Annotated in this window: 26 protein-coding genes; 8 read left to right on the top strand and 18 right to left on the bottom strand. The window is 68.8% G+C overall.

The window, feature by feature from the left end:
* Window positions 1–15: 15 nt before the first annotated feature.
* On the bottom strand, window positions 16–1,668 hold the full coding sequence (ettA, locus tag SJY11_RS10520) for an energy-dependent translational throttle protein EttA (RefSeq protein ID WP_376986541.1): 1,653 nt from the start codon (window positions 1,666–1,668) through the stop codon (window positions 16–18).
* A gap of 174 nt (window positions 1,669–1,842) precedes the next feature.
* On the opposite strand from ettA, the gene SJY11_RS10515 reads away from it, so the two are divergent.
* Entirely contained in the window at window positions 1,843–2,391 is a 549-nt protein-coding gene (locus tag SJY11_RS10515) for a hypothetical protein (RefSeq protein ID WP_376986540.1), read from the top strand.
* Here SJY11_RS10515 and SJY11_RS10510 read toward each other — a convergent pair.
* Window positions 2,363–3,310, bottom strand: a complete 948-nt coding sequence (locus SJY11_RS10510; protein ID WP_376986538.1) for a serine hydrolase domain-containing protein — start codon at window positions 3,308–3,310, stop codon at window positions 2,363–2,365. The genes SJY11_RS10515 and SJY11_RS10510 overlap by 29 nt on opposite strands.
* 271 nt (window positions 3,311–3,581) lie before the next feature.
* Between SJY11_RS10510 and SJY11_RS10505 the strand changes: the two genes are divergently transcribed.
* Together SJY11_RS10505 and SJY11_RS10500 are read left to right on the top strand one after the other, a co-directional pair.
* Window positions 3,582–4,547: a Bug family tripartite tricarboxylate transporter substrate binding protein gene (locus tag SJY11_RS10505; RefSeq protein ID WP_376986537.1), complete on the top strand. Its 966-nt coding sequence runs from the start codon at window positions 3,582–3,584 to the stop codon at window positions 4,545–4,547.
* 114 nt (window positions 4,548–4,661) lie between these two features.
* Entirely contained in the window at window positions 4,662–5,498 is an 837-nt protein-coding gene (locus tag SJY11_RS10500) for an MBL fold metallo-hydrolase (protein WP_376986536.1), read from the top strand.
* A 16-nt stretch (window positions 5,499–5,514) separates the two neighbouring features.
* Here the strand turns inward: SJY11_RS10500 and SJY11_RS10495 are convergent, their stop codons facing one another.
* Window positions 5,515–7,323 carry a monovalent cation:proton antiporter-2 (CPA2) family protein gene (locus SJY11_RS10495; RefSeq protein WP_376986535.1) on the bottom strand — a complete coding sequence of 603 codons (1,809 nt, stop codon included), beginning with the start codon at window positions 7,321–7,323 and terminating at the stop codon, window positions 5,515–5,517.
* Window positions 7,324–7,415: 92 nt separating this feature from the next.
* The gene (locus SJY11_RS10490; RefSeq protein WP_376986534.1) at window positions 7,416–8,429 is read right to left on the bottom strand and encodes an aldo/keto reductase; all 1,014 of its coding nucleotides are present in this window, start codon (window positions 8,427–8,429) and stop codon (window positions 7,416–7,418) included.
* 218 nt (window positions 8,430–8,647) lie between these two features.
* Between SJY11_RS10490 and fliK the strand changes: the two genes are divergently transcribed.
* The 5 genes from fliK (at window position 8,648) to SJY11_RS10465 (ending at window position 13,471) form a co-directional block, all read left to right on the top strand.
* Entirely contained in the window at window positions 8,648–10,276 is a 1,629-nt protein-coding gene (fliK, locus tag SJY11_RS10485; protein WP_376986533.1) for a flagellar hook-length control protein FliK, read from the top strand.
* Window positions 10,273–10,590, top strand: a complete 318-nt coding sequence (locus SJY11_RS10480) for an EscU/YscU/HrcU family type III secretion system export apparatus switch protein (RefSeq protein ID WP_376986532.1) — start codon at window positions 10,273–10,275, stop codon at window positions 10,588–10,590. Before fliK ends, SJY11_RS10480 begins: the two co-directional genes overlap by 4 nt.
* The gene (locus SJY11_RS10475) at window positions 10,587–11,738 is read left to right on the top strand and encodes a GNAT family N-acetyltransferase (RefSeq protein WP_376986531.1); all 1,152 of its coding nucleotides are present in this window, start codon (window positions 10,587–10,589) and stop codon (window positions 11,736–11,738) included. The genes SJY11_RS10480 and SJY11_RS10475 overlap by 4 nt, the downstream gene beginning before the upstream one ends.
* A gap of 49 nt (window positions 11,739–11,787) precedes the next feature.
* Window positions 11,788–12,333, top strand: coding sequence for a molybdopterin adenylyltransferase (gene mog, locus SJY11_RS10470; RefSeq protein ID WP_376986530.1), 546 nt, complete (start codon window positions 11,788–11,790; stop codon window positions 12,331–12,333).
* 154 nt (window positions 12,334–12,487) lie between these two features.
* Window positions 12,488–13,471 carry a Bug family tripartite tricarboxylate transporter substrate binding protein gene (locus SJY11_RS10465; protein WP_376986529.1) on the top strand — a complete coding sequence of 328 codons (984 nt, stop codon included), beginning with the start codon at window positions 12,488–12,490 and terminating at the stop codon, window positions 13,469–13,471.
* Between the two features lie 15 nt (window positions 13,472–13,486).
* On the opposite strand, the gene SJY11_RS10460 is transcribed toward SJY11_RS10465, so the two are convergent.
* The 14 genes from SJY11_RS10460 to SJY11_RS10395 all read right to left on the bottom strand — a co-directional run bounded on the left by SJY11_RS10460 (window position 13,487) and on the right by SJY11_RS10395 (window position 26,480).
* Window positions 13,487–14,128 carry a flavin reductase family protein gene (locus SJY11_RS10460; protein ID WP_376986528.1) on the bottom strand — a complete coding sequence of 214 codons (642 nt, stop codon included), beginning with the start codon at window positions 14,126–14,128 and terminating at the stop codon, window positions 13,487–13,489.
* Between the two features lie 4 nt (window positions 14,129–14,132).
* Window positions 14,133–15,062 (bottom strand): N-carbamoyl-D-amino-acid hydrolase, encoded by a 930-nt coding sequence (locus SJY11_RS10455; RefSeq protein WP_376986527.1) that lies wholly within the window; start codon window positions 15,060–15,062, stop codon window positions 14,133–14,135.
* Between the two features lie 103 nt (window positions 15,063–15,165).
* Entirely contained in the window at window positions 15,166–15,735 is a 570-nt protein-coding gene (locus SJY11_RS10450; protein ID WP_376986526.1) for a glutathione peroxidase, read from the bottom strand.
* 161 nt (window positions 15,736–15,896) lie between these two features.
* Complete coding sequence (locus tag SJY11_RS10445; protein WP_066722099.1) at window positions 15,897–16,286, bottom strand: response regulator; 390 nt, start codon at window positions 16,284–16,286, stop codon at window positions 15,897–15,899.
* Window positions 16,287–16,296: 10 nt separating this feature from the next.
* Window positions 16,297–17,388 (bottom strand): chemotaxis-specific protein-glutamate methyltransferase CheB, encoded by a 1,092-nt coding sequence (cheB, locus tag SJY11_RS10440; RefSeq protein ID WP_376986525.1) that lies wholly within the window; start codon window positions 17,386–17,388, stop codon window positions 16,297–16,299.
* Window positions 17,388–17,981 carry a hypothetical protein gene (locus tag SJY11_RS10435; protein ID WP_069055904.1) on the bottom strand — a complete coding sequence of 198 codons (594 nt, stop codon included), beginning with the start codon at window positions 17,979–17,981 and terminating at the stop codon, window positions 17,388–17,390. Before SJY11_RS10435 ends, cheB begins: the two co-directional genes overlap by 1 nt.
* Complete coding sequence (locus tag SJY11_RS10430) at window positions 17,978–18,841, bottom strand: CheR family methyltransferase (protein ID WP_376986524.1); 864 nt, start codon at window positions 18,839–18,841, stop codon at window positions 17,978–17,980. Before SJY11_RS10430 ends, SJY11_RS10435 begins: the two co-directional genes overlap by 4 nt.
* Window positions 18,842–18,846: 5 nt before the next feature.
* On the bottom strand, window positions 18,847–20,766 hold the full coding sequence (locus SJY11_RS10425) for a methyl-accepting chemotaxis protein (protein WP_376986523.1): 1,920 nt from the start codon (window positions 20,764–20,766) through the stop codon (window positions 18,847–18,849).
* A gap of 72 nt (window positions 20,767–20,838) precedes the next feature.
* On the bottom strand, window positions 20,839–21,348 hold the full coding sequence (locus tag SJY11_RS10420; protein ID WP_376986522.1) for a chemotaxis protein CheW: 510 nt from the start codon (window positions 21,346–21,348) through the stop codon (window positions 20,839–20,841).
* Window positions 21,349–21,352: 4 nt separating this feature from the next.
* A complete protein-coding gene (locus tag SJY11_RS10415) occupies window positions 21,353–23,662 on the bottom strand; it encodes a chemotaxis protein CheA (protein ID WP_376986521.1) in 2,310 nt (769 codons plus the stop codon).
* A gap of 11 nt (window positions 23,663–23,673) precedes the next feature.
* Complete coding sequence (locus SJY11_RS10410; protein ID WP_054210774.1) at window positions 23,674–24,033, bottom strand: response regulator; 360 nt, start codon at window positions 24,031–24,033, stop codon at window positions 23,674–23,676.
* 5 nt (window positions 24,034–24,038) lie between these two features.
* Complete coding sequence (locus tag SJY11_RS10405; protein WP_069055910.1) at window positions 24,039–24,320, bottom strand: STAS domain-containing protein; 282 nt, start codon at window positions 24,318–24,320, stop codon at window positions 24,039–24,041.
* Between the two features lie 170 nt (window positions 24,321–24,490).
* Window positions 24,491–24,958 (bottom strand): response regulator, encoded by a 468-nt coding sequence (locus SJY11_RS10400; RefSeq protein WP_305689453.1) that lies wholly within the window; start codon window positions 24,956–24,958, stop codon window positions 24,491–24,493.
* A gap of 67 nt (window positions 24,959–25,025) precedes the next feature.
* Complete coding sequence (locus SJY11_RS10395) at window positions 25,026–26,480, bottom strand: methyl-accepting chemotaxis protein (protein ID WP_376986520.1); 1,455 nt, start codon at window positions 26,478–26,480, stop codon at window positions 25,026–25,028.
* Between the last annotated feature and the right edge of the window lie 46 nt (window positions 26,481–26,526).

Raw genomic sequence — 26,526 nt, 5'->3', positions numbered from 1 at the left:
GCCCCGCGCGAGCCCTCAGCGCGAGAACTTCTTGTACTGGATGCGCTTGGGGATCGTGGAGTCGATACCCAGCCGACGCTTCTTGTCTTCCTCGTAATCGGCGAAGTTGCCCTCGAACCATTCGACATGGCTGTCGCCCTCGAAGGCGAGGATATGGGTCGCGATCCGGTCGAGGAACCAGCGATCATGGCTGATGATCACGGCGCAGCCGGCATAATCCTCCAGCGCCTCCTCCAGCGCCCGCAGCGTGTCGACGTCGAGATCGTTGGTCGGCTCGTCGAGCAGGAGGACGTTGGAGCCGGCCTTCAGCATCTTGGCGAGATGGACGCGATTGCGCTCGCCGCCTGAGAGCGAGCCGACCTTCTTCTGCTGGTCGCCGCCCTTGAAGTTGAAGGTCGAGCAATAGGCGCGCGAGTTGATCTCGCGCTTTCCGAGATAGAGGATGTCGTTGCCGCCCGAGATCTCCTCCCAGACGTTCTTCTTGTCGTCGAGCGAGTCGCGGCTCTGGTCGACATAGCCGAGGGTGACGCTCTCGCCGATCTTGATCGTGCCGGCATCGGGCTTGTCCTGCCCCGTGATCATCCGGAACAGCGTCGTCTTGCCGGCGCCGTTGGGGCCGATCACGCCGACGATGCCACCCGGCGGCAGCTTGAAGGTCAGCCCGTCGATCAGGAGCTTGTCCTGGAAGCCCTTCGAGATATCCTCGAAATCGACGACGTTGTTGCCCAGCCGCTCGGCGATCGGGATGACGATCTGCGCGGTGTCGGGCCCTTTGTTGTTGGCCTTCTGGACGAGTTCGTCATAGCGCTGGATGCGCGCCTTGCTCTTGGCCTGCCGGGCCTTGGGTGAGGCCGAGATCCACTCCTGCTCGCGCTCCAGCGTCTTCTGGCGGGAGACGTCCTCGCGGTTCTCCTGGGCGAGGCGCTTCTGCTTCTGCACCGACCAGGCCGAGTAGTTGCCCTCATAGGGGATGCCCTGGCCGCGATCGAGCTCGAGGATCCAGCTGGTGACGTTGTCGAGGAAGTAGCGATCGTGGGTCACGATCAGGATCGCGCCCGGATAGGTGCGCAGGTGACCTTCCAGCCAGGCGGTCGTCTCGGCGTCCAGATGGTTGGTCGGCTCGTCGAGCAGCAGCAGCTCCGGCTGCTCCAGCAGGAGCTTGCAGAGCGCGACGCGGCGGCGCTCGCCGCCCGAGAGCTTGGCGACCTCCCAGTCGTCGGGCGGGCAGCGCAGCGCGTCCATCGCCTGGTCGACCTTCGAGTCCAGATCCCACAGCCCCTTGGCCTCGATCTCGTCCTGCAGCGCCGTCATCTCGTCGGCGGTCTCGTCCGAGTAGTTCATGGCGAGCTCGTTGTAGCGGTCGAGCACGGCCTTCTGCGGCGCGACGCCGAGCATGACGTTGTCGCGGACGTTCAGCGTCTCGTCGAGCTTGGGCTCCTGCGGCAGGTAGCCGACGCGCGCCCCCTCGGCGACCCAGGCTTCGCCGGTCCATTCCTTGTCGTAGCCGGCCATGATCTTGAGCAGCGTCGACTTGCCCGCGCCGTTGACGCCGAGCACGCCGATCTTGGCGTCAGGATAGAAGGACAGGTGGATGTCCTTGAGAACCTGCTTGCCGCCCGGATAGGTCTTCGACAGGCCGCGCATATGGTAGATGAACTGGCGGGACATGGGCGTGCGGGCTCCGCTGGCGGACTGAGGGTCGCAAGGGTCGGGAAATCTGGCGCGTATGTAGCGAGACACGCCGCCAGCCGCAACCGGCATGCCGGCCCGGGCGCCGCGATTGCGCCAGCGCGCCTCCCCTGAATAATGCTCTCTCGGACATGCGGGCGAGGCTGATCGGACATGACGCGAAACCCGGGCGACGCCACCATCGAGCTGCGCCTCGCCAACGGCGCCCAGCTGTTCAACACGCTCGATCCCTTCCCCTTCAGCGAGGGCGACATCTCGGCCGAGGCCGAGCGCTATATCGTCGAATGGGCGCAGGAACTGCCGAAGGACGCCCCCATCGCCATCACCATCCACCTGCCGGCAGCGGAGATCGCGGGCCCGCCCGGACCCGACCTCGCGACCGCGCTGACGGGCTGGTTCGCCGCCAAGGCGCGATCCGAGGGGCACGCCCTGCGCGAGCATTTCCGCGACGGGCGGCGCGCCTTCCTGATCGGCTTCGCCGGACTCGCTCTCTGCCTCGCCATCAGCTTCGCGCTCACCAGATCCTTCGACGGGCCCTTCGCCCGCATCGTCCAGGAGAGCCTCGTCATCATCGGTTGGGTGGTGATCTGGCGCCCGGCCGAGATGTTCCTCTACGACTGGCTGCCGCTGCTGCGCCGCCAGCGGCTCTACCGACGCCTGGCCGAAGCGCGCGTCACGGTCCGGATCGCGGCTGGCGACTGACCCCGCTCGCCTCCGACAGTTCGGCGAATTGGGCCAGGAAGCGCATGAACCGTTTCGTGTGGCCTGAGCCCCCGGCCGCACGCTCCGCCAATTGCACGACCACAAGCCCTCGCGTAGGCAGCACCGCGATGAACTGGCCGCCAAACCCGGCAGCGAACCCCGCCCCCGGCCCGAAGCGCCCGGCGGGCAACGTCCACCACAGACAGCCATAACCCAGATCGCCCCGATCCGTGGCGGAATAGGGCGAGAGTGTTTGGGATATCCACGCGGCGGGGATGATCTGGCGTCCACCCCAGCGTCCGCGATCAAGGACGAGTTGGCCGAACCGGGCCGCATCGCGCGCCGTCAGCTTGAACGGATAGGCCTCATGCCGAGATTGCGGAACGCGCACAGACCGACCGTCCTTGGCGTCGAAGTCCTCCATGCCGATGGGCCGTGCGATGCGCTTGGCGAAGCTGGCGAAGATGTCCTCGCCGGTCTGCTGGCGATAGATCGTGCCGAGAACGTTGAAATCCCAGTTGTTGTAGAACCAGAAGGTCCCTGCGGCATGGCTGCCGCGTTCCGGGCGCTTGGCGCGCATGTCGGCGGTTTCATGGGCAGCCGGGTGATAAACGCCAGAGCGCGCCCGCAGGAGATCCATCACGCTCGCCTGCTTCTCGGCGTTCGTGAGAGCGGGGGGCACGTCGTCGATGTGGAGTTGGGCGAGCGTCGCCGATGGATCGACCCGGGCCTCGGCGATGGCGATGCCGTAGAGCGCGCCGAGCAGGCTCTTGCGAACCGAGGCGACATCCACCTTGCGTCGCTCGTCACCGAGGCTGACCAGGCGCCGACCATTCCGCAAGACGATCAGCGCCGTCAGGCCCTCGGCGCGAAACTGCGCAGCAGCGAGCGCGGCGCCTTGATCGGCTGCGGGGCTCACCTGACCGGAGGAGGTCGTCGCAAGCCAGGGCAGAACGCAGAGACCACACAGAATCCGGCGCGTGAGGAATCCTTGTATCATTGCCGGTGCCCGCAGCTCTTTTCACGACCTGTCTTGCGAGCGCTTTCAGGGCGTAATGATGACATGAGCAGGGTACCCGTCTGAACACCGAACACTGTATGCAGCATATCTTGATAGGCCCGGGATTTGCGGTCTAATCTCCCCGCTGGACCAGCCGGACCAATCCGGCGGCCATCCCTGGGGAGGGACCATGAAGACCATCATCAAGGCTGCGCTCGGCGCGGCCGCCCTGCTCTCTGTCGCCGGCCCGTCCTGGGCCTTTCCGGATCGTCCGGTCCAACTCATCGTGCCCTGGGCCGCCGGCGGCGGCATGGACGCCGTGATGCGCATCTTCGCCGCCGGTTACGAGGCCGAGCTCAAGCAGCCGGTCAATGTCGTCAACCGCACCGGCGGCGGCGGCCTGACCGGCCACACCGCGATCGCCAACGCCACGGCCGACGGCTACACGGTCGGCGGCATCAGCCCCGAGATCTCCTTCTTCAAGACGCTCGGCCTCGGCGACATCACCATCGACAGTGTCGATTCCTTCTCGCGCGTCTCGCTCATCCCGGCCGGCGTCACGGTCAAGGCTGACAGCCCGATCAAGACGGCAGCCGACTACATCAAGGCGGTCAAGGAAAATCCGAAGGGCACCTTCATGGCCTCGGGCACCGGCGTCGGCGGTTCCTGGCACATCGCCTCGGGCGGCCTGCTGAAATCGGCGGGCATCGCGCCCGACGCCGTGCGCTGGGTGCCGAGCAATGGCGGCGCGCCTGCCCTGCAGGACCTCGCCTCCGGTGGCATCAGCGTCTTCACCGGCTCGCCGATCGAGGCCAAGGCGATGCTCGACGCCGGCCGCGTGCGCACCATCCTGCTGATGACCGAGGAGCGCCATCCGAACTTCCCGGACGTGCCGAGCGCCAAGGAGGCCGGGCTGAGCTGGACCTACCAGAACTGGTTTGCGCTCTCGGCACCCAAGGGCGTCCCGGCCGACCGGCGCAAGATCCTGTTCGAGGCGGCCGAGCGCACCATGCAGCGCCCCGAGGTCCGCAAGGCGATGGCTGATCGCGGCATCACCCCGGTCTGGGACAAGCCCGGCGAGTTCGCCGTCTACGCCAAGACCTTCACCGAGCGCGGCGTCAGCGTCCTCAAGGATCTCGGCCTCGCCAAGCAGTAACCAGGCCGATCCGCCGGGGCGTCTTCACAAACGCGCCATCGGCGGCGGCGGCGCCTTCCCTTCGGCCCGGACCATGCATCACACTTGGCCGGGCCGAAGGTCGGGAGAACGGCGATGCGGGGAACCACGAGGTCCTGGACAGCGATCCGCGACGGGCTCATCGCCCTGGCCGCAACGGTTCTGCTCCTGCCCCCGGCCGCCCGCGCCCAATCCGACGAGCCGGGCTGCCGGCCCGAGATGGCCTCGCTGCGGCTTCCCATCCATCGCGCCAACCTGACGCTGGCCGCCCTCGGCAGGGACGAGGCGCGCATCACCTTCGTCGGCCACGCCACCTTCCTGATCGAGACGCCGGCGGGGGTGAAGGTCGCGACCGACTACAACGACTATGTCCGGCCGCAGGTGACGCCCGATGTCGCCACGATGAACAAGGCCCACTCGACGCACCATTCGCGCAACCCCGATCCCGGCATCAAGCAGGTCCTGCCGGGCTGGGACCCGACCGGCCGCGGCGCCGCCAGGCACGACGTGACCTTGGCCGATCTGCGTGTGCGCAACGTGCCGACCAACATCCGCTCCTATTCGGGCTCGACCGATTTCGACGGCAATTCGATCTTCGTCTTCGAGATCGGCGAGCTCTGCATCGCCCATCTCGGCCATCTGCATCACCCGCTGGAGCCCGGCCATCTGCGCGCGCTCGGCCGTGTCGACGTCGTGCTCTTCCCGGTCGATGGCAGCTACACGCTGGATCAGGAGGGCATGCTCGAGGTGCTGAAGTCGCTGCAGGCGCGGGTGATGATCCCGATGCACTTCTTCGGGGGTGCCACGCTCAGCCGTTTCCTCGCCCGCTCGCAGGACAACTGGCCGATCGAGCGGCGCGATCAGCCGGTGCTGACCGTCAGCAAGGCCGGGCTTCCCGCTCGCCCGACCATGATCGTGCTGCCGGGGAACTGAGGCAGCCCGTCGACGCTCACATGTCGCCGAGATCGTCCGGCACGTTGCCGTGGATCTTGCCGGCGGTCTTCGGCTTGGTCAGCGGTGCCGGCACCGGCGCATTGCCGCGGATCAGACTCGTCCCGGCATAGATGTCGCTGGCGACCTGGAGGTCGAGGCGCTCCGCGTCGCGCCGGCGGACATCCTCGGCGATCTCGGCCGCCTCCGGCTCGGGCACGCCCATGCCGAGCAGCACCGCCGTGCCGAAGGCCATCGCGGATTCGAAGGTCTCGCGGATCTGGTAGTCGACGCCGGCGCGGATCAGGTCCATCGCATGGCCGCGATCATAGGCGCGCACGAACAGCTTGGCATGCGGGAACGCCTCCTGCGCGACGGCAACGATGCGGTTGCTGGTTTCGCGGTCGTCGACGCAGACCAGGATCGCCTCGGCGCGCTCGGCCCCGGATGCGTGCAGGATCTCGGGGCGCGTGCCGTCGCCGTAGTGAACCTTGAAGCCGAAGCCGGCGGCCGCCTGGATCAGTTCGACATCGACCTCGATGATCGAGACGCTGAAACCCCGGGCCAGCAGCGCCTGCGAGGCGACCTGGCCGAAACGACCGAAGCCGATGACCAGCGCACGGCCGTTGAGACCGTCGGCGAGGTCGACCCCATCGAGCGAGGTCTCCTCCGGCGGCAGGAAGCGGTCGAGCGCGAGCACCAGCAGCGGCGTCAGCGCCATGGAGAGGATCACCGTGGCGCTCGCCACCGCATTGGTCTGGGCGTCGAAGATGCCGGCCGCCGCCGCCGCCGAATAGAGCACGAAGGCGAACTCGCCGCCTTGCGAGAACAGCGCGACCCGGGTCACCGCCTCCCGCGTCCGCGAGCCCGAGACCTTGGCGACGATGAAGATGCCGAGCGCCTTGACGCTCATGAAGGCGACAACCGCGAAACCGATCAGCACCCAGTTCCGCGCGATCACGCCAAGATCGAGCGACATGCCCACCGCGAGGAAGAAGAGCCCGAGCAGGATGCCGCGGAACGGCTCGATGTCGGCCTCGAGCTGATGCCGGAAGCTCGATTCCGACAGCAGCACGCCGGCGAGGAAGGCGCCCATCGCCATAGACAGCCCGCTGAGCTGCATCGTCAGCGCCGAGCCGAGCACGACCAGCAGCGCGGCAGCGGTCATCACCTCCCGCGCATGGGCCAGCGCCAACAGACGGAACATCGGGTTGAGCAGATAGCGGCCGGCGACGACGAGCCCTGCGACGGCCGCCGCCGCGATGCCGACCGAGAGCCAGCCATTGCTCTGCGTCCCCGTCACGGGCGCAAGCAGCGCCACCACGGCCAGGAGCGGCACGATCGCGAGGTCCTCGAGCAGCAGGATCGAGACCGCCTGCTGGCCCTGCGGGGTCGAGCTCTCGCCGCGCTCGTTCAGCATCTGCATGACCACGGCGGTGGACGACAGGACGAAACCCATGCCGGCGATGAAGGCGGCCGGCAGGGGGAGGCCATAGGCGTATCCGACGACGGTCAGCAGCGTGCCGCAGAGCGCGACCTGCGCCACGCCGAGGCCGAAGATTTCACGACGCAGATTCCACAGCCGCGAGGGCTGCATTTCGAGCCCGATGATGAACAGGAACATCACCACGCCGAGCTCGGCGACATGCAGCACGGATTCGGGATTGGGAAACAGGCCGACGCCATAGGGCCCGATGGCGAGGCCGGCGGTGAAATACCCCAGCACCGAGCCGAGCCCGAGCCGCCGGAACAGCGGCACGGCGACCACGCCGGCACCCAGCAGGCTCACCACCTTGATGAGATCGCCGGTGAGACCCTCGGCTGCCATCTATCCGCCCTCCCAGAACGGCGCCGCCCGCCCGGCGCAACCGGGCTCAGTTAGGTGCGCTGCAGCGACAAGGCAAATGCCGCGCCGCCCGATCACGCAGCCGTGCGCGCCGGCCGCCCCTCGATCGGATAGGCGGGGTCGTTGTAGCCCGGCGTCGAGGGATGCCCGGTCGGTACCAGACCGTCGATCAGCGCCTCGTCCTCGGGCGTGAAGGTGACGTCGAGTGCGGCCAGATAGGCCTGCCACTGCTCCAGCGTGCGCGGGCCGGCGATGGCGGCCGTCAGGAGGCGGTTGTTGAGCACCCAGCCGACCGCGAACTGGATCGGCGTCATGCCGCGCGCAGCGGCATGCTGTTTGATCGTCTGGGCGATGACGAGGCTCTCCTGCCGCCATTCGGTCTGCAGGATGCGCTTGTCGCCGCGCGCCGCGCGCGTGCCCTGCTGCGGTGTCTCGCCCGGCTCGTACTTCCCGGTGAGCACGCCGCGCGCCAGCGGCGAATAGGAGGCGACGCCGAGCCCGTAATAGCCGCAGGCCGGCAGATGCTCGACCTCCGGCATTCGGTTCATTGCATTGTAATAGGGCTGGCTGACGACCGGCCGGTCGATGCCGAGTTCGTCGCAGAGGCGGCAGATCTCGGCGACCCGCCAGGAGCGGTAGTTCGAGACGCCGAAATGCCGGATCTTGCCCTGCCGCACGAGATCCCCGATCGCGCGGACCGTCTCCGCCAGCGGCGTGGCGAGGTCCTCCTTGTGGAGGTAGTAGATGTCGATGAATTCGGTGCCGAGCCGGCGCAGGCTGTCGTCGCACGCCTGGAGCACCCATTTGCGCGAGAGCCCGGCGCGGTTCGGCCCCTCGCCGATCGCATTGGCGACCTTGGTCGCCAGCACCCAGTCGTGCCGGTGGGCGGCGATGGCCCGCCCGGTGATCTCCTCGGAGCGACCCTCCGTGTAGGCGTCCGCCGTATCGATGAAGTTGATCCCGACATCGCGGGCGTGGTCGACGATCGCGCGCGAGGCGACTTCGTCGGTGGCACCGCCGAACATCATCGTGCCCAGGCAGATCGGCGAGACTCTCAGGCCCGAGCGCCCGAGCTGGCGGTATTCCATCGACACATCCCCTGCAATCGGCGGGCTGCGCCCCGCACGCGTCCGATCCGTCCGGCAAACCTGCCCCAGCCCCGCCCGTCGCGCCAGCCATCCGCGCGCAGGCGCCCCCTGCAGGCCGCGCCATCCCGGGTCCGGCGCCCGCCCTGGAACGCCTAACCGCAAGGAAATGCTTAAGCTTTGATGTCAGGCTGACCGCGTCGCCATCACGGCCGGAGCCGATGAATCCCGCCACGCTCGCCCACAGCCAGACGCTGGCCACCCTGCTGCAGGCGCTCGCGCCCGCCTCCGGCCTCGTCGCGGGCCGGACGGTGGAAGCGCGCCTGCTCGCAATCGCCGGCGACGGCACCGCGACCGCGCAGCTCGGCCAGGAAACCGTCTCGCTCGTGCTCGCCGGCCCCGCCGCCCGTCAATCCGCGCTGCAACCGGGCGCGACTTTGGTCCTGAAGCTCGACCCGGGCCCCTCCGGCGCGGCCAGCGGAAGCCTGACGGCGACGCTGGTCGAGGTCCGCCCGCCGACGCCCGAGCAGGCCCGTGCCGCCATGGCGACGGCCCAGTCGATGCTACCGCCCGGGGCGGCCAACGCGGCGCCCGGCAAAACGGCACCTGCCCAGCCCGCGCCGACGTCATCCACCTCCACACAGGCTTTAACCCTGGCGATGCCGGGCCAACCGCCGGCCCCTGCCGCACGGCCGACAGGCCCCGCCGCGCCGCCGACGGCGCTGGGCACCGCCATGGCCGCCGCCACGCCCGGCCCGGGGCCGATGGCCGGTCCGATCCCGAGCGCAGCGGCAGCGCCCGCGAACCCCGAGGCGATGTCCGGATCGAACCGTCCCGTGGCCGCACGCGCCGATCCCGCCGCGGGTGCGGCCTCGCCACGCGCCATGGCCGGGCCTCTGCTCGGCCCCGCCCTGGCACGACAGGATTCGCTGGCGCCGCTCCTGGCCAATCTGCGCGCCGTCGCCAATGGGGCCGTCGCGCTGCCGCGGCCGCTGCTGGCGCTGGCCGATCGCGTCATGGCCCGCGCGCTGCCGGTCGAGCGCAAGGCGTTGACCGGGCCGGCCCTCCAGGCGGCGGTGCAGACCTCCGGGCTCTTCCTCGAGGCCAACCGGGCGCAGGGCGCGCCGGCCCGGCCGCAGGCGGACCTCAAGGGAGCGCTCCAGACCCTTCGCGACCATCTCCTGCCGCTCGTCCAGTCGGCCTCGGCGCCCGAGGCCGGCAGGGCCGGCAGCCTGCCCTCATCCTCGGCCGGACCGGCGCAGCTCCCCGGCGGGGATCTCACGGCGAAGCCCGCCCCGCCCCGCCGCGACGGCGCGCCGGTGCCGCAGCCGATCGCCGAGCCCACCCTCTCCACTGGCGACAAGCCGCTCACGATCGTCGGCACCCTGCTGGAGCAGACGGACGCCGCGATCGACCGCATCACGCTGTCGCAATACGCCTCCCTCCCGGCCGAGGGCACGCGGCCCGAGGCGCAACAGAGCCAGCGCTGGCTCACCGAGATCCCCCTCGCCTTTCACCAGGGTGCGGCGATGCTGCCGCTCCAGATCGAACGCGAGCCGCCCCGGCGCGAGGTCGATGCCGCGGCCGGCCCGCTCTGGCGCGTCCGCTTCGCGCTCGATGTCGAGCCGCTCGGCCCGCTTCAGGGCGTCGTCACCCTGCAGGGCCGCAGCGTCGGCATCACGCTCTGGGCCGAACGGGAGGACACCAGCCGGCTCCTGCGCGGCGCCTCGCCCGGCCTCGAGGCCGCCCTGGCGGATGCACGGTTCGAGAACCGCTCCATCGACATTCATACCGGCCAGCCGCGCATCGCCCAGCCCACCGCCGGGCAGTTCCTGGACCGGATGTCATGACCAGCCCCCCCGCCCCGCCTCCCGCCCGCCCCCCGGCGCGGCAGATCGCCATCGCGCTCGAATATGACGGGCAGAACGCGCCCCGCGTCACTGCCAAGGGCCGCGGCGAACTGGCCGAGCGCATCATCGAGACCGGCCGCGCGCATGGCGTCGCGATCGAGGAGAACGCAGTGCTGGCGCAGGCGCTCTCGGCGGTCGAACTCGACGACCAGATCCCGGAGGAGCTCTATCGCGCGACGGCGCAGGTCATCGCCTTCGTGCTTTCGCTGCGCGGCGAGGTCGGCCGATACCGGCGCGAGGGCGGTTCGGTTTGACCTCCGGCATCGTCGTCAGGCGCGTCAGGGCCGCCGATTACGGAGCGTACGGCGCACGCTTCGCCGCGCTGGCCGCACGGTCGCGCGAGCCCAATCCGCATATGTCGCCGGCGGCGGTCAGCGCCGCCCGCGTCGTTGTGCCGGAGGACCGGATCGTGATCCTCGCCGCCTGGCTCAGCGAAGCACTGGGGTCCGAGCGGCTGGCAGGTCTCTGGGCGCTGCGGCGCAAGCGTGACTGGCGCACCGGCTTCGCAGCCGCCCTGACCGCCCCGCTCCTGCCGCTCTACGAAGTCACCTCGCTGCCGGTGCTCGATCCCGACCATGCCGAGGACGTCGCGCAGGCGATGCTGCGCCATATCCTCGCGGCCGGCGACCTGCCCCGCACGCTGTCGCTGCCGCTGCTGCCGCTGGAAGGGCCGGCCTTCGCGGCGCTGAGCGAGGCCTGCCGCGCCACGGGCAGCCGCCTCTCCACCAGCGAGCGCTGGCAGCGCCCGGTGATGGTGGCGCAGCCGGGCGACGACGCCGAGCGCTACCTACGCCGCGCGCTGGGCCAGAGCTACAAGAAGCGGATGCAGCAGTTTCGCGCCATCGCGCGACACGGCACGGTGAGCTTCGAGCGCCTCAGGGGCCCCGCCGCACGGGACGCCATGCCGGATTTCCTGGCGCTGGAGGCGGCGGGCTGGAAGGGCGAGGCGGGCACCGCCATCGCCCGCCTCCCCCAGGCCGGAGCCTATTTCGACAGCCTCGCCACGCAATACGCCGCCAGCGACGCCCTACAGCTCGACATATTGCGGCTCGACGGCCGCCCCCTCGCGATGGGCCTGCTGATCGAGAGCGCCGGCACCCGCCACTTCCTCAAAATCGCCTATGACGAGGCGCAGGCGCGCCACTCCCCCGGCCGGGCCCTGACGATCGCCATGCTGCAGGCGGACTTCGCCGGCACGCCTCCGGCGCTCTTCGACAGCGGCGCTGGCGACGGGGTCGACGCCGGCACCTATGTCTGGGGCGAGCGCCGGGCGATGGGCAACGTCCTGATCCGCCTCGGCGAGCCTGAGCCGGGCCTGCCCGAGGGCGCCGCCCGCCTGCGCCAGGGCCTGCGCGCGCTCCGTACCCGCCTGCAGCGGAAGCGGGCGAAAACGGTGGCGTGAGCCGCCGCGATCGGCCACATCTGCGCTCGACCAGAGCGGAGGGCACGACATGGACGGCGGCATCAGGATCGGCATCGTCACGGTTTCGGACCGCGCCTCGGCCGGGATCTATGAGGACGAGGGCGGCCCCGCCATCAAAGCCTATTTCGCAAAGGCGTTAAGCTCGCCCTGGATGCCCGTCGCCCGCGTCATCCCCGACGACCGCGCCTTGATCGCAAAGACCCTGATCGAACTGGCGGACCAGGAGGGCTGCTGCCTGATCGTCACGACGGGTGGGACCGGCCCCGCCCCTCGCGACGTCACGCCCGAGGCGACGGAGGATGTCGTCGAGAAGCCGATGCCGGGCTTCGGCGAGCTGATGCGGCAGGTCAGCCTCGCCAAGGTGCCGACCGCGATCCTCTCGCGCCAGACCGCCGGCATCCGCGGCCGCTGCCTGATCGTCAACCTGCCGGGCCGCCCGCGCGCCATCGCCGAGTGCCTCGACGCGGTGATGCCGGCGGTCCCCTACTGCATCGACCTGATCGAGGGCCCCTATCTCGAAACCGACCCCGCGGTGATCCTGGCCTTCCGGCCCGGCCAGAAGCCCAAGGGCTGAAAGCCCGACGCTGCGGACGCCGCGCTCGCACGCAGGGCCCGCATGCAGGGACGAGGGTGCAAAGCGCGTCGCGATCCGTCATCATCCGCCCCGAGCGCCGGTCACGGCGCCGATCACACGCCGGTCGAGAAGAGCCGGCATCGGGAGGATGACGATGAAACGCCGCGACATGCTCGCCGGCCTCGCCGCGACGTCGGCCGGGGCCCTTCTGACCGGACCGTCCCGCGCCCAGGCGCCCTGGCCCTCGCGCCCCATCACCCTGGTCGTGCCTTTTCCGCCCGGCGGCCAGGCCGATCTCGCAGCGAGGCCGATCGCCCAGGCGCTCGAGAAACTGCTGAAGACCGCCGTCGTCGTCGACAACCGCGGCGGAGCCGGCGGGGCCATCGGCAATGCCGCCGTCGCCCGCGCCGAGCCGGATGGCTACACCCTGCTGATGACGCTCTCGTCGCTGGCTGTGCTGCCGGAATCGGCGCGCCTCTTCGCCCGCACTCCGCCCTACGAGGTTGCGCAACTGGCGCCGGTCGCGCGGGTGCTGGCCGACCCGACGCTGCTGGCCGTTCCCGCCGCCTCGCCCTGGAAGACGCTGAAGGACTTCGTCGAGGACGCCAAGGCGCGCCCGGGCACGATCCCCTACGGCTCGTCGGGTTCCTACGGCACGCTGCATGTGGCGATGGAGATGTTCGCCGCCTCCGCGGGTCTGAAGCTGCTGCACGTGCCCTATCGCGGTGCCGGCCCCGCTCTGACCGACCTGCTCTCCGGCCAGATCCGGGCGCTGGCCTCGGCGCCCGGCGTCCTGAAGCCCCATGTCGACTCCGGCGCGTTGCGCGTGCTCGCCAATTGGGGGGCAAGCCGGATTCCGAGCTTCCCCGACCTGCCGACCTTCAAGGAGCTCGGCTATGCCGATGTCGAGTTCTACATCTGGGCCGGGCTGTTCACCCCGCGCAACCTGCCCGAGCCCGTCGCCACCCGCATCCGCGAAGGCATGCGCAGCGCCATGGCCGACCCGGAGGTGCGGCAGATCTTCGAGAAGGCGGGCAGCCCGCCGGCCTATCAGGACACGCCCGACTTCACCCGCTTCGTCGAGGCCGACAGCGCCCGCCTGATCGAGGCGACGCGCAAGATCGGCAAGGTGGATTGAGGACAAACGCCAGCGTCAGCCCTCGCGCTGCGCCAGCCACTCGGCATAGGTGCCGCGCGTCAGATCGAAGCGGTCGTTCTGGCGCGCATAGCCGTCGCCGAACATCCGCCCGACCGGCTTGTAATCGTCGATGCTGACGCGCAGCGTCGCGGGATCGACGAGGCCCTCGCGGGCATGGATGCGAACGACCTCGCCGATCAGCATCTCGCGCGTCGGCGAGAACACCAGCGACATCGTCTTGCGGCATTCCAGCGCGAAGGGCGCTTCCGCGATATGCGGCACGCCGACCGAGACACCGGGATTGAGCGAGAGCCCCGCCGCGTCGATCTCGCTGATCTCGGGCGGGAAATCGACCGCGCAGATGTTCATCGCCTCGGCCAGCCCTTCATCGACGAGGTTGACGACGAATTCGCCGGCCGCGGCGATGTTGCGCGTCGTGTCCTTGGGGTTGTTGCCCGGCCTGTGCTGCAGGCCGAGCACGATCAGCGCCGGGTCCTCGGAGAAGACGTTGAAGAAGCTGAAGGGCGCGGCATTCACCACCCCGTCCGGCGACAGGCTGGTCACGAGCGCGATCGGGCGCGGCGTGACGCTGGCGCAGAGCAGCTTGTAGCGGTCGCGCGGGGCGAGGTCGGAAAAGGCGACGGTGAAGGCGCTCATCGGTTCACTCCGGCTCGACCACGCCGACCTGGCCGGTGATCGGCCCGTAATGCTCGATCCGCCGGTGCATCTTGAAATCGAAGATCGTCTGCTTGCCGAAGCGGGTGTCGTCGAGATCGCAGGCGTGGACGATGAGGCCGTCGGCCTCGCCCTCGAGCTCGGCGACGATCTCGCCGTCCGGGTTCACGATCAGCGTGCCGCCCATCAGATGGTGGCCGTCCTCGCTGCCGGCCTTGGCGACCGCCACGACCCAGCAGGAGTTCTGGTAGGCGCCCGCCTGCACCGACAGGCGATGATGGAACAGGCGCTGCGCCATCCCCTCCTTCGCCTTGTGCCCGTTGACCGAGGGCGTGTTGAAGCCGAGCACGATCATCTCGACGCCCTGCAACCCCATCACGCGATAGGTCTCGGGCCAGCGGCGGTCATTGCAGATGCACATGCCCATCAGGCCGCCCATCGTCCGCCAGACCGGGAAGCCGAGGTCGCCGGGCTCGAAATAGCGCTTCTCGAGATGCTGATGCGCCCGCGTCGGGTCGTACTCGACATGCCCCGGCAGATGGATCTTGCGGTACTTGCCGACGATGGCGCCGCTCTTGTCGACCAGGATCGAGCTGTTGAAATGCTGCCTTTCCGGCGTCAGCTCGGCATAGCCGAAGCTCATGCCCATGCCATGCGCGCGGGCCCGGTCGAACAGCGGCTGCACCGCCGGATTGGGCATGGCGGCCTCGAACCAGGCATCGGCCTCGGCGCGATCCTCATGATACCAGCGCGGGAAGAAGGTCGTCAGAGCGAGTTCAGGATAGACGATGAGGTCCGCGCCCTGCGCTTTCGCCTCGTCCATCAGCGCCAGCATGCGCGCGACCACCTGCTCCCGTGTCTCGGCCTTCTGGATCGGCCCGAGCTGGGCGGCGGCGACGGTCACGATGCGGGACATGGAAAACCTCGGCGGCAGGCGGGGATTACGACGCGGCTTAGCGAAATCGGTGCCAGCCGCCTATCCCGCGCCCATGTCCGCGGCGCTCGCCACGCCTGCGCTGTCAGCCTGCCTGCAGCTCCTGGCCGATCGCCCGCACCAGCTGCGGCCCGATCGGATCGGTGATCGAGGAATACCCGCCGAGCAATTCGCCGGAGCGGCCGACGAGGTATTTGTGGAAGTTCCAGCGCGGCGTCTCGGTCGGGCGCTGCGCGGCCGCCCAGCGATAGAACGGGTGCGCCTCGGGGCCTCGGACCACCGTCTTCTCGGCGAAGGCGTAGGTCGCACCATGGGTCTGCCGCGCGGCCTCGGCGATGGCGGCGCCCTCCAGCGGCTCCTGCCCGCCGAAATCATTGCTGGGCACGGCGATCAGCATCAGGCCGCGCGCGCGATAGCGCTGCCAGAGCTGCTCCAGCGAAGCGAACTGCCCCGCGAAACCGCAATTCGTCGCCGTGTTGACGATCAGCACCGGCCGCCCGCGGTAATCGGCCAGCGAAAACCGCCCGCCGCCGACCCGCGCGAAGGTGAGGCTGGACGCCGAAGGCACGCCCTGCGCAAGGGCCGGGCCTGCCACCGCCGGCAGCGCGCAGGCGCCCGCCAGCCATCCCAGAACGTCTCGACGCCGCACTGTCATGACACGATCCCTCCTGGCTGCCGGTGGGCCGCCCCCTCCGGATCACGCGATCATGCCATCTACGACGTCGATCCCGAAATGGATGTGCCCCGCGGCCTTCCGGCGCGGGGCACATCTCGAACACTAATCCGGATGCGGCGCGAAGCCCGCGCCGGCGCGGCTCAGTTGCTCAGCGACAGCACCTTCTTCACGCGCACCTCGAGATCGCGCAGCTCATAGGGCTTCACGACGTAATGGTCGGCGCCGTTCGACGTCGCCTCGTCCATCTTGTCGACCGAGCGCTCGGAGGTCGCCATGATGATCTTGATCTGGTTGAGCTCCGGCACCGAGCGGATGGCGCGCAGCAGGTCGATGCCGCTCATGCCGTCCATGTTCCAGTCCAGAAGCAGCAGATCATAGCGCTTGGTCTGCATCTTCATCAGCGCTTCGCGCGCATTCTCGGCCTCGTCGATGTCCTGAAACTCGATCTGCTTCAGGAAATACGTCGCGAGGCCGCGCATGCTCTTCTGGTCGTCGACCACGAGGATCCTGTACTCGCTTCTCGCCTTCATCACGATCTCCTTATGCGGTCCGCAGGTGCGACCGCTCGCCGAGCAGGTTGCTGACCGCAGCTCCGATCTGGTCGAGCGCGACAACCCGGTCGGCGGCACCGATTTCGAATGCCGCTTTCGGCATCCCGTTTACCACGCAGGTTTCCCCACTTTGGATTAACGTCTCCGCCCCCGCTTTGCGCATGGCTAACAAACCCTCAGCGCCATCGCGCCCCATGCCGGTCAGCAGGATGCCGATAGCGTTCGCGCCGAGGCTGCGCGCGACGGAGTGGAACATGACGTCGACGGAGGGGGAATGTCCGCTGACCAGCGGCCCCTCGCGCAACATGCAGACGAACTCGCCGCGCCGCTCCTCGATCTCGAGATGGCGCGGCCCGCCCGGCGCGACCACGGCCATGCCGGGCTTGAGCCTGTCGCCGTCGCTGGCCTCGCGCACGTCGAGCCCTGTCGCCGTCGCCAGCCGCGCCGCGAACTTCGCCGTATAGCCCGGCGGCATGTGCTGGACGACCGCGATCGGGAGGCGCAGATGCGCCAGATCACGCATCACCACCTGCACCGCCGGCACGCCGCCGGTCGAGGCGCCGATGGCGATGAAGGAGGCCTTGCCGCCCATCCGGGCGGGCTCCCGCGGGGCCGCCACGCGCACCGGCGCGCTCTCGCGCCGGGAGGCGAACATCCGCCGGCTGGCGGAGGCGCGCTGCAACGCGCCCACCAGATGCTTCATGAAGCTCTCGAGCGTATGCGTCGTGCCGTCGGGCTTCTCGATGAAGTCGATCGCGCCGAGTTCGAGCGCCTGGATCGTGTTGTCGGCGCCGGGCCCGCCGAAGGCCGAGACGATCAGCACGGGCAGCGGGTCCTGCTTGAGCACCCGCGCCAGAAGCTTGAGTCCATGGCGACCGGGCAGTTCGAGATCGAGCGTGACGACGTCCGGGCGCAGTTCCTGGATCTTGTCCCAGCCTTCCTCGGCGCTGCCGGCGATGCCGATCACCTTGAAGCCCGGAGCTCCGTCGATGATCTGCGTCATCAGCTTCTGCATCAGGACGGAATCGTCGACGACCAGGACCTTGACCGGGTTGGCGGCGGAGGGAGTACCGATCGGCATCACCAGACCTCCACTTCACCGGCCACAGGCTGGGTCTTGAGCCGGTTGAGATAGGCGACTTCCTGCTGGTGGTCGGGATCGCGCGCCGTCGACTGGACGTGCTGGACCCAGGCCCGCCCCGTGGAGGGCTGGTAGTGAATGCGCCGCGAGCGCGTGCCCCCGACATCCTTGGAAACGACCGGGATGCCCTCGCGGTTGAGGAACTCGGTCACGAACGCGATGTTGCCGTCGCCGATCGCCAGCATGGTCGCTCCCGAGAGGACACGCGCACCGCCGAACACCTTGGCCTCGAGATTGCCGCGCCTCGCCCCGCGCTTCAACAGCCCGTTGATCAGAACCTCCATCGCTGTGTCGCCATAGCGCTCGCCGGCGCTGGCGTCGGAGGCGCCGTTGTTCTTCGGCAGAAGGAAATGGTTGAGCCCGCCGACGCCGGCCTGCGGGTCGCGCATGCACACGGAGATGCAGGAGCCCAGGACGGTGGCGACGATCTCGTCCTTGGCGGCCGTGATCTCATGCTCGCCCGGAGCGACCGTGATGATCGTGGCCTCGAAGCGCGGGTCGAAATAGCGGCGGGAGGAACGCGCGACGCTCATGGCAGTCTCTCATAGATCGTGCGGCCGATCAGCCGGAGTTGAGGGTGGGGCTGGGGCAGCGATTCCGAATGGCCGAGATAGAGGAAGCCACCAGGCGCGAGCAGCGTGACGAAACGGTCGAGGATCGAGGCCTTGGTCTGCGTGTCGAAATAGATGAAGACGTTGCGGCAGAAGATCACGTCGAAGGGTCCGCTCATCGGCCAGCGTTCGATCAGGTTGAGCCGCTTGAAGGAGATCATCCGGCGCAGATCGTCGCTGATGCGGGCTTCGCCGCGGCCGGAATTCTCCAGCTTGAGCAGCGGCTTGACGTCGGACGGCAGGCGGTCGAACTGATCCGGCGAATAGACCGCGGCCTCGGCCTTGGCGAGGATGTCGGTGTCGATGTCGGTCGCCAGGATCTTGAAGTCGACGTCGCTGCGGTTGCCGACGACGTCGCGCGAGACTGCGGCAATGCTGTAGGGCTCTTCGCCAGAGGAGGCCGCCGAGCACCAGATCCGGATCCGTCCGCGCCGCCCGGCGCGCTCCTGCACCAGCCGCGGCAGGACATCCTTGCGCAGATGGTCGAAATGGTGCCGCTCGCGGAAGAACGAGGTGTGGTTCGTCGTCACCGCGTTGATCAGCTCGGGGATCTCGTCGGCCGCCTGCGGCGTCTTCAGATAAGCGCAGTATTCCGCCACAGAATTGAGGCCAAGCGCCTTGACGCGCCGTGCCAGCCGCCCGCGCGTCATGGCTTCCTTGTGCTCGCGGATAACGATGCCGGCATGCTCGTAGACGAGCTTGGAGATGAAGCCCATGTCGTCACGCGTCAGCGTAACGTCGGCCAGCTGCGGTTGAGCGAGGGCTGCACTGGATCTCGACATGGCCACTAGAACTCCGCCCAGTCATCGGCACGTCCGCCGCCGGCGACACGCCGACGGGGCTCCTGCCAGGTTTTCGTCGCCGATTCGGGCCGGCGGACGTCGTTGTTTTTCGGAACGGGACGGGCCGCCGCCACCGGCGTCGGGACACGCACGGCCCTAGCCGGCTCGGCCGCGCCGCGCGTCGCGACGGGCGCCACGGACCCCTCGGCCCGGAAGAAGGAGACCAGCCGCCGCAGCGTCGCGATCTCATCCATCAGCTCGGTCGCGGAGGTCGCGCTCTGCTCCGCCAGCGCCGAGTTCTGCTGCGTGGTCTCGTCCATCTGGGCGATCGCGCGGCTCATTTCCTCGATGCCATGGGCCTGCTCGGCGGCGGCCTGCGAAATCTCGACGATCGTGGTCGAGACCTTGCCGGTCGCCTCGACGATCCGCTCCAGCGCATCGCCCGTCGAGCGGACGCAGCGCACACCCTCGCCGACCTGCTCGTTGGAGCTGACGATCAGCCCCTTGATGTCCTTGGCCGCCTGCCCCGAGCGCTGCGCCAGCGCGCGCACCTCGGAGGCCACCACGGCGAAGCCGCGGCCGGCATCCCCCGCCCGTGCCGCCTCGACCGCGGCGTTGAGGGCGAGCAGGTTGGTCTGGAAGGCGATGTCGTCGATCACGGAGACGATCTCGGAAATCCTCACCGACGAGGTCTCGATCCGCTCGATCGCCCCGACCGCCTGCGCCACGACCGTCTTGCCGTCCTGCGCCACGCCCATCGCCTCGTTGGCGAGATCGGTGGCGACGCGCGAGCGGCCGGCGCTGTGCTTCACCGAGGCCGCCAGCTGTTCGGTCGTCGCCGCGGTTTCCTCGAGATTGGCGGCCGTCTGCTCGGTGCGCTCGGCGAGATCGCCGGCCCCCGAGTCGATCTCCGATGCGGCGCGGGCAACATGGCCGGCCGTGCCCTGGATCGTCGCGACGGTCTCGGACAGGTGGGACAAGGCGTCGTTGAGACTGTTCTTCAGCTCGGCGAGGCGCCCGCGATAATCGCCGCACATGCGTCGCGTCAGATCGCCTTCGGCCAACCCGTCCACGACGTGGGCGAACTCGCCGACGGCGCCTTCGACCACCGCGTTGATCTGATTCATGCCCTCGGCGATGCGCTGCAGCCCGTCGGGCTTTCCCGCCACCGGAACGCGGCGCGAGAAATCGCCCTCGACAGCGGCTGCCACCATGTCGGCGACCTCTGCGGCGGCCGCCAGTTCGTCGGTCAACTCGACCCATTCGACGGCGGTGCCGAGCCGGCGGCCGTTGGCCTGCGTCACCGGCGACAACGAGAGCGAGACCGTGCGGCGCCCGAGCGCGAAGCGGATCGCCTGGGGGCCGACCGTCTGCACCCCGGCCCGCGCCTGGACGCTCTCCATGACGCGGCCGAGCATGTCCTTGGCCGAGCAGCCCGGAAAGGCGATGCGGAAATCCTCCTGGGCCTCGCCGAAGAAGCGCAGCAGCGAGGCGTTGACATAGACCACGCGCCCCTCCGCGTCGCAGACCATCACATTGGTGCGGCAGCCGTCGAGCGCGGCGCGAATGCGCGCGGCCTCTTCGCCGGATTCGTGCAGGCTCTTCAGGGACCGGGCCAGATCACCGATCGCATCGCCGCGTTCGATCCCGGCTACAGCGACGTCTTCACCCGCCTGCAGCTGCGCGACAGCCTCGCGCAAGCGCCGCAGCGGAGACTGGATATGACGGCCGGCCATCCAGGTGCAGACGCCGACGACACACAGGCCCGCTGCGCCGAGGCTGCTGAGCGAGATCGCGTCGAGGCGGCCGAGGGCGGCCTGGTAGGAGAGGCTGCCGGCCGCACCGGCCGCCACCGCGACGGTGGCGGCGAGCAGGAGCGGCAGTTCGAAGCCGTTGCGTGTTGATGGACCGAGGGCGCTGCCCATTTCTGATGTCGTTTCTTGCTCGGCCCGCGCTTCCAGCAACGCCACTCCTCGGGCCCGTCTTTGTTGAGTCGTTCAGCTCGCGCGGGCGACCTTTGCCACCTGGCCCTCGACGCCGCCGTCGCGGATGACCGCCGCGAGGTTGAGCAGGGCGACGATGTCTGTGTCGAGCAGCACGAGGCCCTCGATCAGGCCGTGTTCGTCGCGCTCGAGATCGGGCGCCGGGCGAACCGCGCTGACCGGCACGTCGACGATGTCGGAAACCGAATCGACGAGGAGGCCGGCGACCTTGTCCTCGATGTCGACGACGACGATCACATGGGTGGCCGTGGCGTTGGTGGTGCCAAGCCCGATCGAGGTGCGCAGGTCGTAGACCGCCAGGATCACACCGCGCAGATTGAGCACGCCGCGGACATGCGGAGCCGCATGCGGCAGCGGGGTCGTGGCCTGCCAGCCCTTGATCTCGCGGACCATGCCGACATCGATGCCGAAGGTGCGATCACCGACCTTGAAGGTGACGATCCGGCGCGCCGCCGATTCCGGCTGCGCCGACGAGAAATGCTTTTCGCCGAGTTGCAGGGTCATTGGATTATCCAGCCAGTTTCAGTTCGGTTGCGGGAGGACGCTCGCCGGATGCGGCGAGGCGCAGCATGGAGTCGACATCGAGGATGAGCGCGACGAGGCCGTCGCCCAGAATGGTGGCGGCAGACGCGCCGTGGACCGTGCCGTAATTGCCTTCGAGGCTCTTCACGACCACCTGCTGCTGTCCGAGGATCTCGTCGACGGCGATGCCGACATTGTCGCCGCGCTCGGTCTCCGCGATGATGATGATGTTCTCGTTGCGGGTGCCCGAAGAGCCCATCACGGCACCGAGACGATGCAGCGGCGTGATCTCGCCACGCCAGCGCAGGACCTCCTGGCCGAAAGTGAGATGCTCGATCGGCGTCGAGGCGAGGTGCTGCGTCTCGATCACGCTGGCGATCGGGATGACGTAGCGGTCCGACCCGCAGCGGATGACCATGCCTTCGAGGACGGCGAGCGTCAGCGGCAGGGCCAGCGTGAACTTGCAGCCTCGGCCGGGCTCGGAGTCGACGCTGATGCGGCCGCCCAGGGATTCGACGTTCCGGCGGACCACGTCCATGCCGACGCCGCGGCCCGAGACGTCGCTGATCACCTCGGCCGTCGACAGACCGGCGGCGAAGATGAGTTGATCGATCTCCTCCGGAGCCAGCCTCTCGTCGGCCCCGACCAGACCGCGGGACTTCGCCTTCGCCAGCAGCTTCTCGCGGCCGATGCCGCGGCCGTCATCGGTGACCGAGATGACGATGCGCCCGGCGCGATGCTCGGCGATCAGCTTGATCGTGCCTTCCGGGCTCTTGCCGGCGGCAATGCGGTCTTCCGGTGTCTCCAGCCCGTGATCCATCGAGTTGCGGATCATGTGGGTCAGCGGATCGGCCAGTTCCTCGATGATCGTCTTGTCGACCTCGGTGTTCTCGCCCTCCAGCACCAGGCGCACTTCCTTGCCCAGCGTCTGGGCGAGTTCGCGAACGAGGCGCGGCATGCGCTGGAACACGGCTTTCACCGGCTGCGCGCGCACAGCCATGACATGGTCCTGGAGTTCGCGGGTCTGGCGCGAGAGCGTTAGGATGCCTTCGGCGGTCTTGGCGTAGACGTCGTAGGGCAGCGAGCGGACGCATTCGACCAGCATGGACTGGGTGATGACGATCTCGCCGACCAGGTTCATCAGCTTGTCGATGCGGTCGAGGTCGACGCGCACGCTGACGGCGGTGCGCTGGCGCGCAGCGGCCGCGTCGTTGGCGGGCGCACGCGGCGCGGCCTTGGCGGGCGGAGCCTCGACCACGGCGGCCGGGGGCGCCACCGGCGCGGCAGCGGCAGGCTGGATGTCGGGCGTCGCCACGGCCGCCGAGGCTGGCCCGAGCTTGGCGAGGATGGCGGACAGATCGGCCGCGACCGAGCCGGAGACCTCGCCGCTGGCGGCCGGCGAAGCCGCAGGGGCCGGCGCAGGCGCCGCCGCGGGCTCATTGGCGGTTTCGGCCAGGACCTCGATCTGGAATTCCTCGGTCGCCAGCGTGAAGTCGAAGCGGCTGCAGATCTCCTCGACCGACAGCTCGGTACGCATCGTCACGACGAAGCGCATGAAGCAGTCGGAGACGTCGATGGTCTCGAGCGAGGGCACATGGCTGAGATCGCAGGCGATCGAGACGATGTCGTCGGCCGGAAGCGAGGCAAACACGACGCGCGGCTCGATCACCCGGCGGAACAGGTCCGCCTCGGGGGCGATGCGCAGGATCACGTCGCGGCCCGGCTTGCTGGCGGCGGCCTTGGCCGGCTCGTCGTCCCAGCCCGAATCGGGTCCGGAGGTCTTGGCCTCCACCATCGCCAACAAATTGCCGAGTGCGGCAACGCCGGGCGGCTCATCCTTGGCAGTTGCGGGGGCGGGGGCGGGGGCGGGCGGGGGCGGCGCAGGCGGCGCGGCAGCCGCGACCGGCGCTTCGCCGGGGGCCTTGCCGACCTGCTCGAGCGCCTCGAGGAGATCGGGGCGGGGCCGGGCCGGCTCGTCGTTGCGGGCCGCCGAAACAAGGTCGGCCACCGCATCCGAGCAGCGCAGGAACAGGGTGAAGGGTGCATCCTCGATCGCCACGCGGCCCGACCTCAGATGGTCGAGCGAGGCCTCGAAGACATGCGCGAACGCCACGAGTTCGGTGCAGCCGAAGGCGCCGGCGCCACCCTTGATCGAGTGGATCGCCCGGAAGGCAGCGTTGACATCCTCAGGATCCGTCGAGCCTTCGTCCAGCGCCTGCAGTCGCAGCTCGAGCGCCCCCAGGAGCTCTTCGCATTCCTGGAAGAAAGTCTGTTTGAGTTCCGCCAACGGATCCATGGACGCAAGCCTCAGTTCTGGTAGCGGGCGACGAGGCCGAGCAGGGTGTTCGGCTCGAACGGCTTGACCATCCAGGCGCTGGCACCGGCGCGGCGGCCCTCCGCCTTGATCTCGGCACCGTTCTCGGTGGTCAGCACGATGATCGGCGTGTTCTGCCCGGCAGGGCGGGCACGGCAGGCGCGGGTAAACTCGATTCCGTCCATCAGCGGCATGTTGAGGTCGGTGATGACGAGATCGGGCTTGAACTGGTCGAACTTGGCCAGACCGTCCTCGCCGTTTTCCGCCTCGGCCACCTCATGGCCGGCATTGCGCAAAGTCAGGCTGAGCAGACTGAGCAGGGTTTTGGTATCGTCGATCGCGAGAATGCGCATTCAAATCACTCCAGAACGAGAGCGCTGTGAGCGGGATCGAAACCGATCGCCCGCAGGGATTCGCGGCATTCTGCGGAAGCCGCCTTGAGCGAGACCGACAGACCGCGCGCCTTGGCGCTGGTCGCGGCGGAATGCAGCAACTGGACCCAGAGGCTGGGCAGCGGCCCGGCTTCGGCACATTCGACGGCGATGCTCTCCTTCTGCTCCAGCGCGACAAGCAGCTGGTTGCGGAAGGTGGCCGCTTCGGAGCGGCCGAGGAACGTCGGAAGGGAAACGGTGATGACCATGAGACACGACCCAGGATTGCGCCACTCATCATCGCGTCCGACTGGTAAAAATTTCCCTAACCGCACGACGTAGCGTCAACTTTTTAGGCATGGCGGTGGTGGCAGCCGCGTTTTGGGGGCGCCAGACCGGCGGTTTGCAGCCCCTTCACCGCGCTCCGGAGCCTAGTCCGTCAGAACATGCTGTTGCTGATCGCACGCGGGACCAGGGTGATGCTGCCGCTCGCCTCGCGGTACTTGCGAGGTATGTTGATGATCCCCGAGAGGTGCAGCCAGAGGTTGTTGGGCGAGATCGGCTTGGTGATGATCTCGTGCGCGCCGAGCTTCGCCGCCTGGAGGACCGAGCGCCGGTCCGGCTTCTCCATCATCACCAGCACGGGTGCCTTGGCGAAGGGCGAGGTCTTGAAGGAGCGAATGGCGGCGAGACACTTGGTGCTGCCGTTATCGGGCATGTCCCAGTCGAGGATCACGATGTTGGGCTGCTTCTGGATGAACATCGTCGCAGCGGAGGGAAGATCGGACGCCTCGAAGATGCGATGCAACTGCGCCTGATACAGCATCGTCCGGATGATGCGCCGGTAATGCGGGCTCGGATCGATCAGGAGCACCGAAAGATTGGGAAATGACGGCGCGATATGCATGGCGCGGGGCCCAACGACTTAACTCAACTGAAACTGACGTCACACAGGTAGAAGGCCGGTCCGGTCGCTAGACGTTGAGGCCGAAGCGAAAGCCGCCCCAGTGGCGGCCCTTGACCATGATCGGGGCCGACAGGTCCTCCATCACGAGGAACTGACCGCCACCCATGTCGCGCCGGTAGGTCTGCAGCAGGAACGGCTTGCGGTTGCGCGCCGCCGCTAGGCCGGTCCGGTCGTCGAAGATCCGGCGGTTTCGGCAGTTGGCGTTGTTCCACACCGGGTCATTCCCCTGGGGATGGGAATATTTGACGTTGTGCGTCGGCAGGAAGCCGTTGCGGTCGACAGCCGCGCAGAACACGATCCGGCGGTTGGACGCCAGCAACGGCTCCTGGATCGGCGGAAGCAGGCGGTCGCACAGCTTGACGAACCGCGTCATGTGCTGGACCGGGTCGCTGCCAGGGATGGGCTGGTAGCCCTCGTCGAAGAGATCGGTCAGCGACAGCTCGCCCCGGTCCAGCGCCTGCTCGAACAGCCCGCCGATACGGGCGGCGGTTTCCATGGCCGTGGCGATCAGCTCCGACTGGGCGGTGCGGACGCCCGACGCCGCGATCGCACCGAGGATGCCCTCGCTGATCGCAACGAGCGTCTCGGCGCGCTGGGAGGCCTTGTCGAGGTTTTCGCTGGAATGGTCGACGCCGTCGACGAGGGCCCGAAGGTCCTCCCCGACCTTGGCGAAGGCGATGGCGTTGTCCCGGGTCGGATTGGAGATCGCGTCGATCTCGCCGATCAGCTCGACGACGCCGCGGCTGAAGCTGTCGAGTTCGCCGACCTGCTGCGCAATCGACTGGCTCTCGTCGCTGGCCCGCCGGGCCGTCAGGGCGTTCTCCTCGCTCTTGCTCGCCAGCAGGTCGACCGAGTTCACCAGCGCATCGAGCTGCTTGGAGCTGAGCGCGGTGGCATCGCGCGTCTGCTCGGCGAGATGCTTCACCGCAGCGGCGATCACCGCGAAGCCGCGGCCGGCGGCCCCGCTGCGGGCCGCCTCGACGCCGGCATTGATCGAGAGCAGCTGGATTTCGCGGGTGATCGCCTGGATCGCATCGCTGGAGGCCCGCACCTTGTGCGCATCCGCGACAGCCTGGGCGAGAGCCTGAGAGATCGACTGGGCCCCCTGCGAGAGGGCCTCGATGTCGGACTGCGCCGAATTCAGCCCGAGCCTGACGGAACCCGTGACCCGCTCCAGCCCGTTGCGGACGGTCGACGCGGTCGTCTGAGCCCCCTCGGCCGCCTGCTGGATGGCGCGGTTCGCCCGCGACACCTGGTCGACGGCGGCGACGACGCGGTGCAGACCCTGGGTCTGCCCGTCGAGCTGACGGGTCACGTCGCCGATGCGTCCGGAGATGTCGGTGATCTCCGCTCCGAGCTTGCCGAACCGCTCGGCGATATCCCGCACGGCCGCGGCCGCGGCGCTGTCCGCCGGGAGATCCTCATTGGCCGGCACAGGAGCAACTCGCGCGAGCGCATGCATGGTCGTCGGGTCCTTTTCGGGCCTCAGCAATCCTGTGAGACCTTAA

It is taken from the genome of Allobosea sp. R86505, assembly GCF_042466375.1.
Taxonomy (GTDB): Bacteria; Pseudomonadota; Alphaproteobacteria; order Rhizobiales; family Beijerinckiaceae; genus Allobosea.
The sequence above is the reverse complement of the archived record's forward strand: the minus strand, read 5'-3'. Positions and strand labels throughout refer to the sequence as shown.

Coding starts and splice junctions, on each gene's coding strand:
- ettA (WP_376986541.1), bottom strand. CDS start 1,668: ATGTCCCGCCAGTTCATCTACCATATGCGCGGCCTGTCGAAGACCTAT.
- SJY11_RS10515 (WP_376986540.1), top strand. CDS start 1,843: ATGACGCGAAACCCGGGCGACGCCACCATCGAGCTGCGCCTCGCCAAC.
- SJY11_RS10505 (WP_376986537.1), top strand. CDS start 3,582: ATGAAGACCATCATCAAGGCTGCGCTCGGCGCGGCCGCCCTGCTCTCT.
- SJY11_RS10500 (WP_376986536.1), top strand. CDS start 4,662: ATGCGGGGAACCACGAGGTCCTGGACAGCGATCCGCGACGGGCTCATC.
- SJY11_RS10495 (WP_376986535.1), bottom strand. CDS start 7,323: ATGGCAGCCGAGGGTCTCACCGGCGATCTCATCAAGGTGGTGAGCCTG.
- SJY11_RS10490 (WP_376986534.1), bottom strand. CDS start 8,429: ATGGAATACCGCCAGCTCGGGCGCTCGGGCCTGAGAGTCTCGCCGATC.
- fliK (WP_376986533.1), top strand. CDS start 8,648: ATGAATCCCGCCACGCTCGCCCACAGCCAGACGCTGGCCACCCTGCTG.
- SJY11_RS10480 (WP_376986532.1), top strand. CDS start 10,273: ATGACCAGCCCCCCCGCCCCGCCTCCCGCCCGCCCCCCGGCGCGGCAG.
- mog (WP_376986530.1), top strand. CDS start 11,788: ATGGACGGCGGCATCAGGATCGGCATCGTCACGGTTTCGGACCGCGCC.
- SJY11_RS10465 (WP_376986529.1), top strand. CDS start 12,488: ATGAAACGCCGCGACATGCTCGCCGGCCTCGCCGCGACGTCGGCCGGG.
- SJY11_RS10460 (WP_376986528.1), bottom strand. CDS start 14,128: ATGAGCGCCTTCACCGTCGCCTTTTCCGACCTCGCCCCGCGCGACCGC.
- SJY11_RS10455 (WP_376986527.1), bottom strand. CDS start 15,062: ATGTCCCGCATCGTGACCGTCGCCGCCGCCCAGCTCGGGCCGATCCAG.
- SJY11_RS10450 (WP_376986526.1), bottom strand. CDS start 15,735: ATGACAGTGCGGCGTCGAGACGTTCTGGGATGGCTGGCGGGCGCCTGC.
- SJY11_RS10445 (WP_066722099.1), bottom strand. CDS start 16,286: ATGAAGGCGAGAAGCGAGTACAGGATCCTCGTGGTCGACGACCAGAAG.
- cheB (WP_376986525.1), bottom strand. CDS start 17,388: ATGCCGATCGGTACTCCCTCCGCCGCCAACCCGGTCAAGGTCCTGGTC.
- SJY11_RS10435 (WP_069055904.1), bottom strand. CDS start 17,981: ATGAGCGTCGCGCGTTCCTCCCGCCGCTATTTCGACCCGCGCTTCGAG.
- SJY11_RS10430 (WP_376986524.1), bottom strand. CDS start 18,841: ATGTCGAGATCCAGTGCAGCCCTCGCTCAACCGCAGCTGGCCGACGTT.
- SJY11_RS10425 (WP_376986523.1), bottom strand. CDS start 20,766: ATGGGCAGCGCCCTCGGTCCATCAACACGCAACGGCTTCGAACTGCCG.
- SJY11_RS10420 (WP_376986522.1), bottom strand. CDS start 21,348: ATGACCCTGCAACTCGGCGAAAAGCATTTCTCGTCGGCGCAGCCGGAA.
- SJY11_RS10415 (WP_376986521.1), bottom strand. CDS start 23,662: ATGGATCCGTTGGCGGAACTCAAACAGACTTTCTTCCAGGAATGCGAA.
- SJY11_RS10410 (WP_054210774.1), bottom strand. CDS start 24,033: ATGCGCATTCTCGCGATCGACGATACCAAAACCCTGCTCAGTCTGCTC.
- SJY11_RS10405 (WP_069055910.1), bottom strand. CDS start 24,320: ATGGTCATCACCGTTTCCCTTCCGACGTTCCTCGGCCGCTCCGAAGCG.
- SJY11_RS10400 (WP_305689453.1), bottom strand. CDS start 24,958: ATGCATATCGCGCCGTCATTTCCCAATCTTTCGGTGCTCCTGATCGAT.
- SJY11_RS10395 (WP_376986520.1), bottom strand. CDS start 26,480: ATGCATGCGCTCGCGCGAGTTGCTCCTGTGCCGGCCAATGAGGATCTC.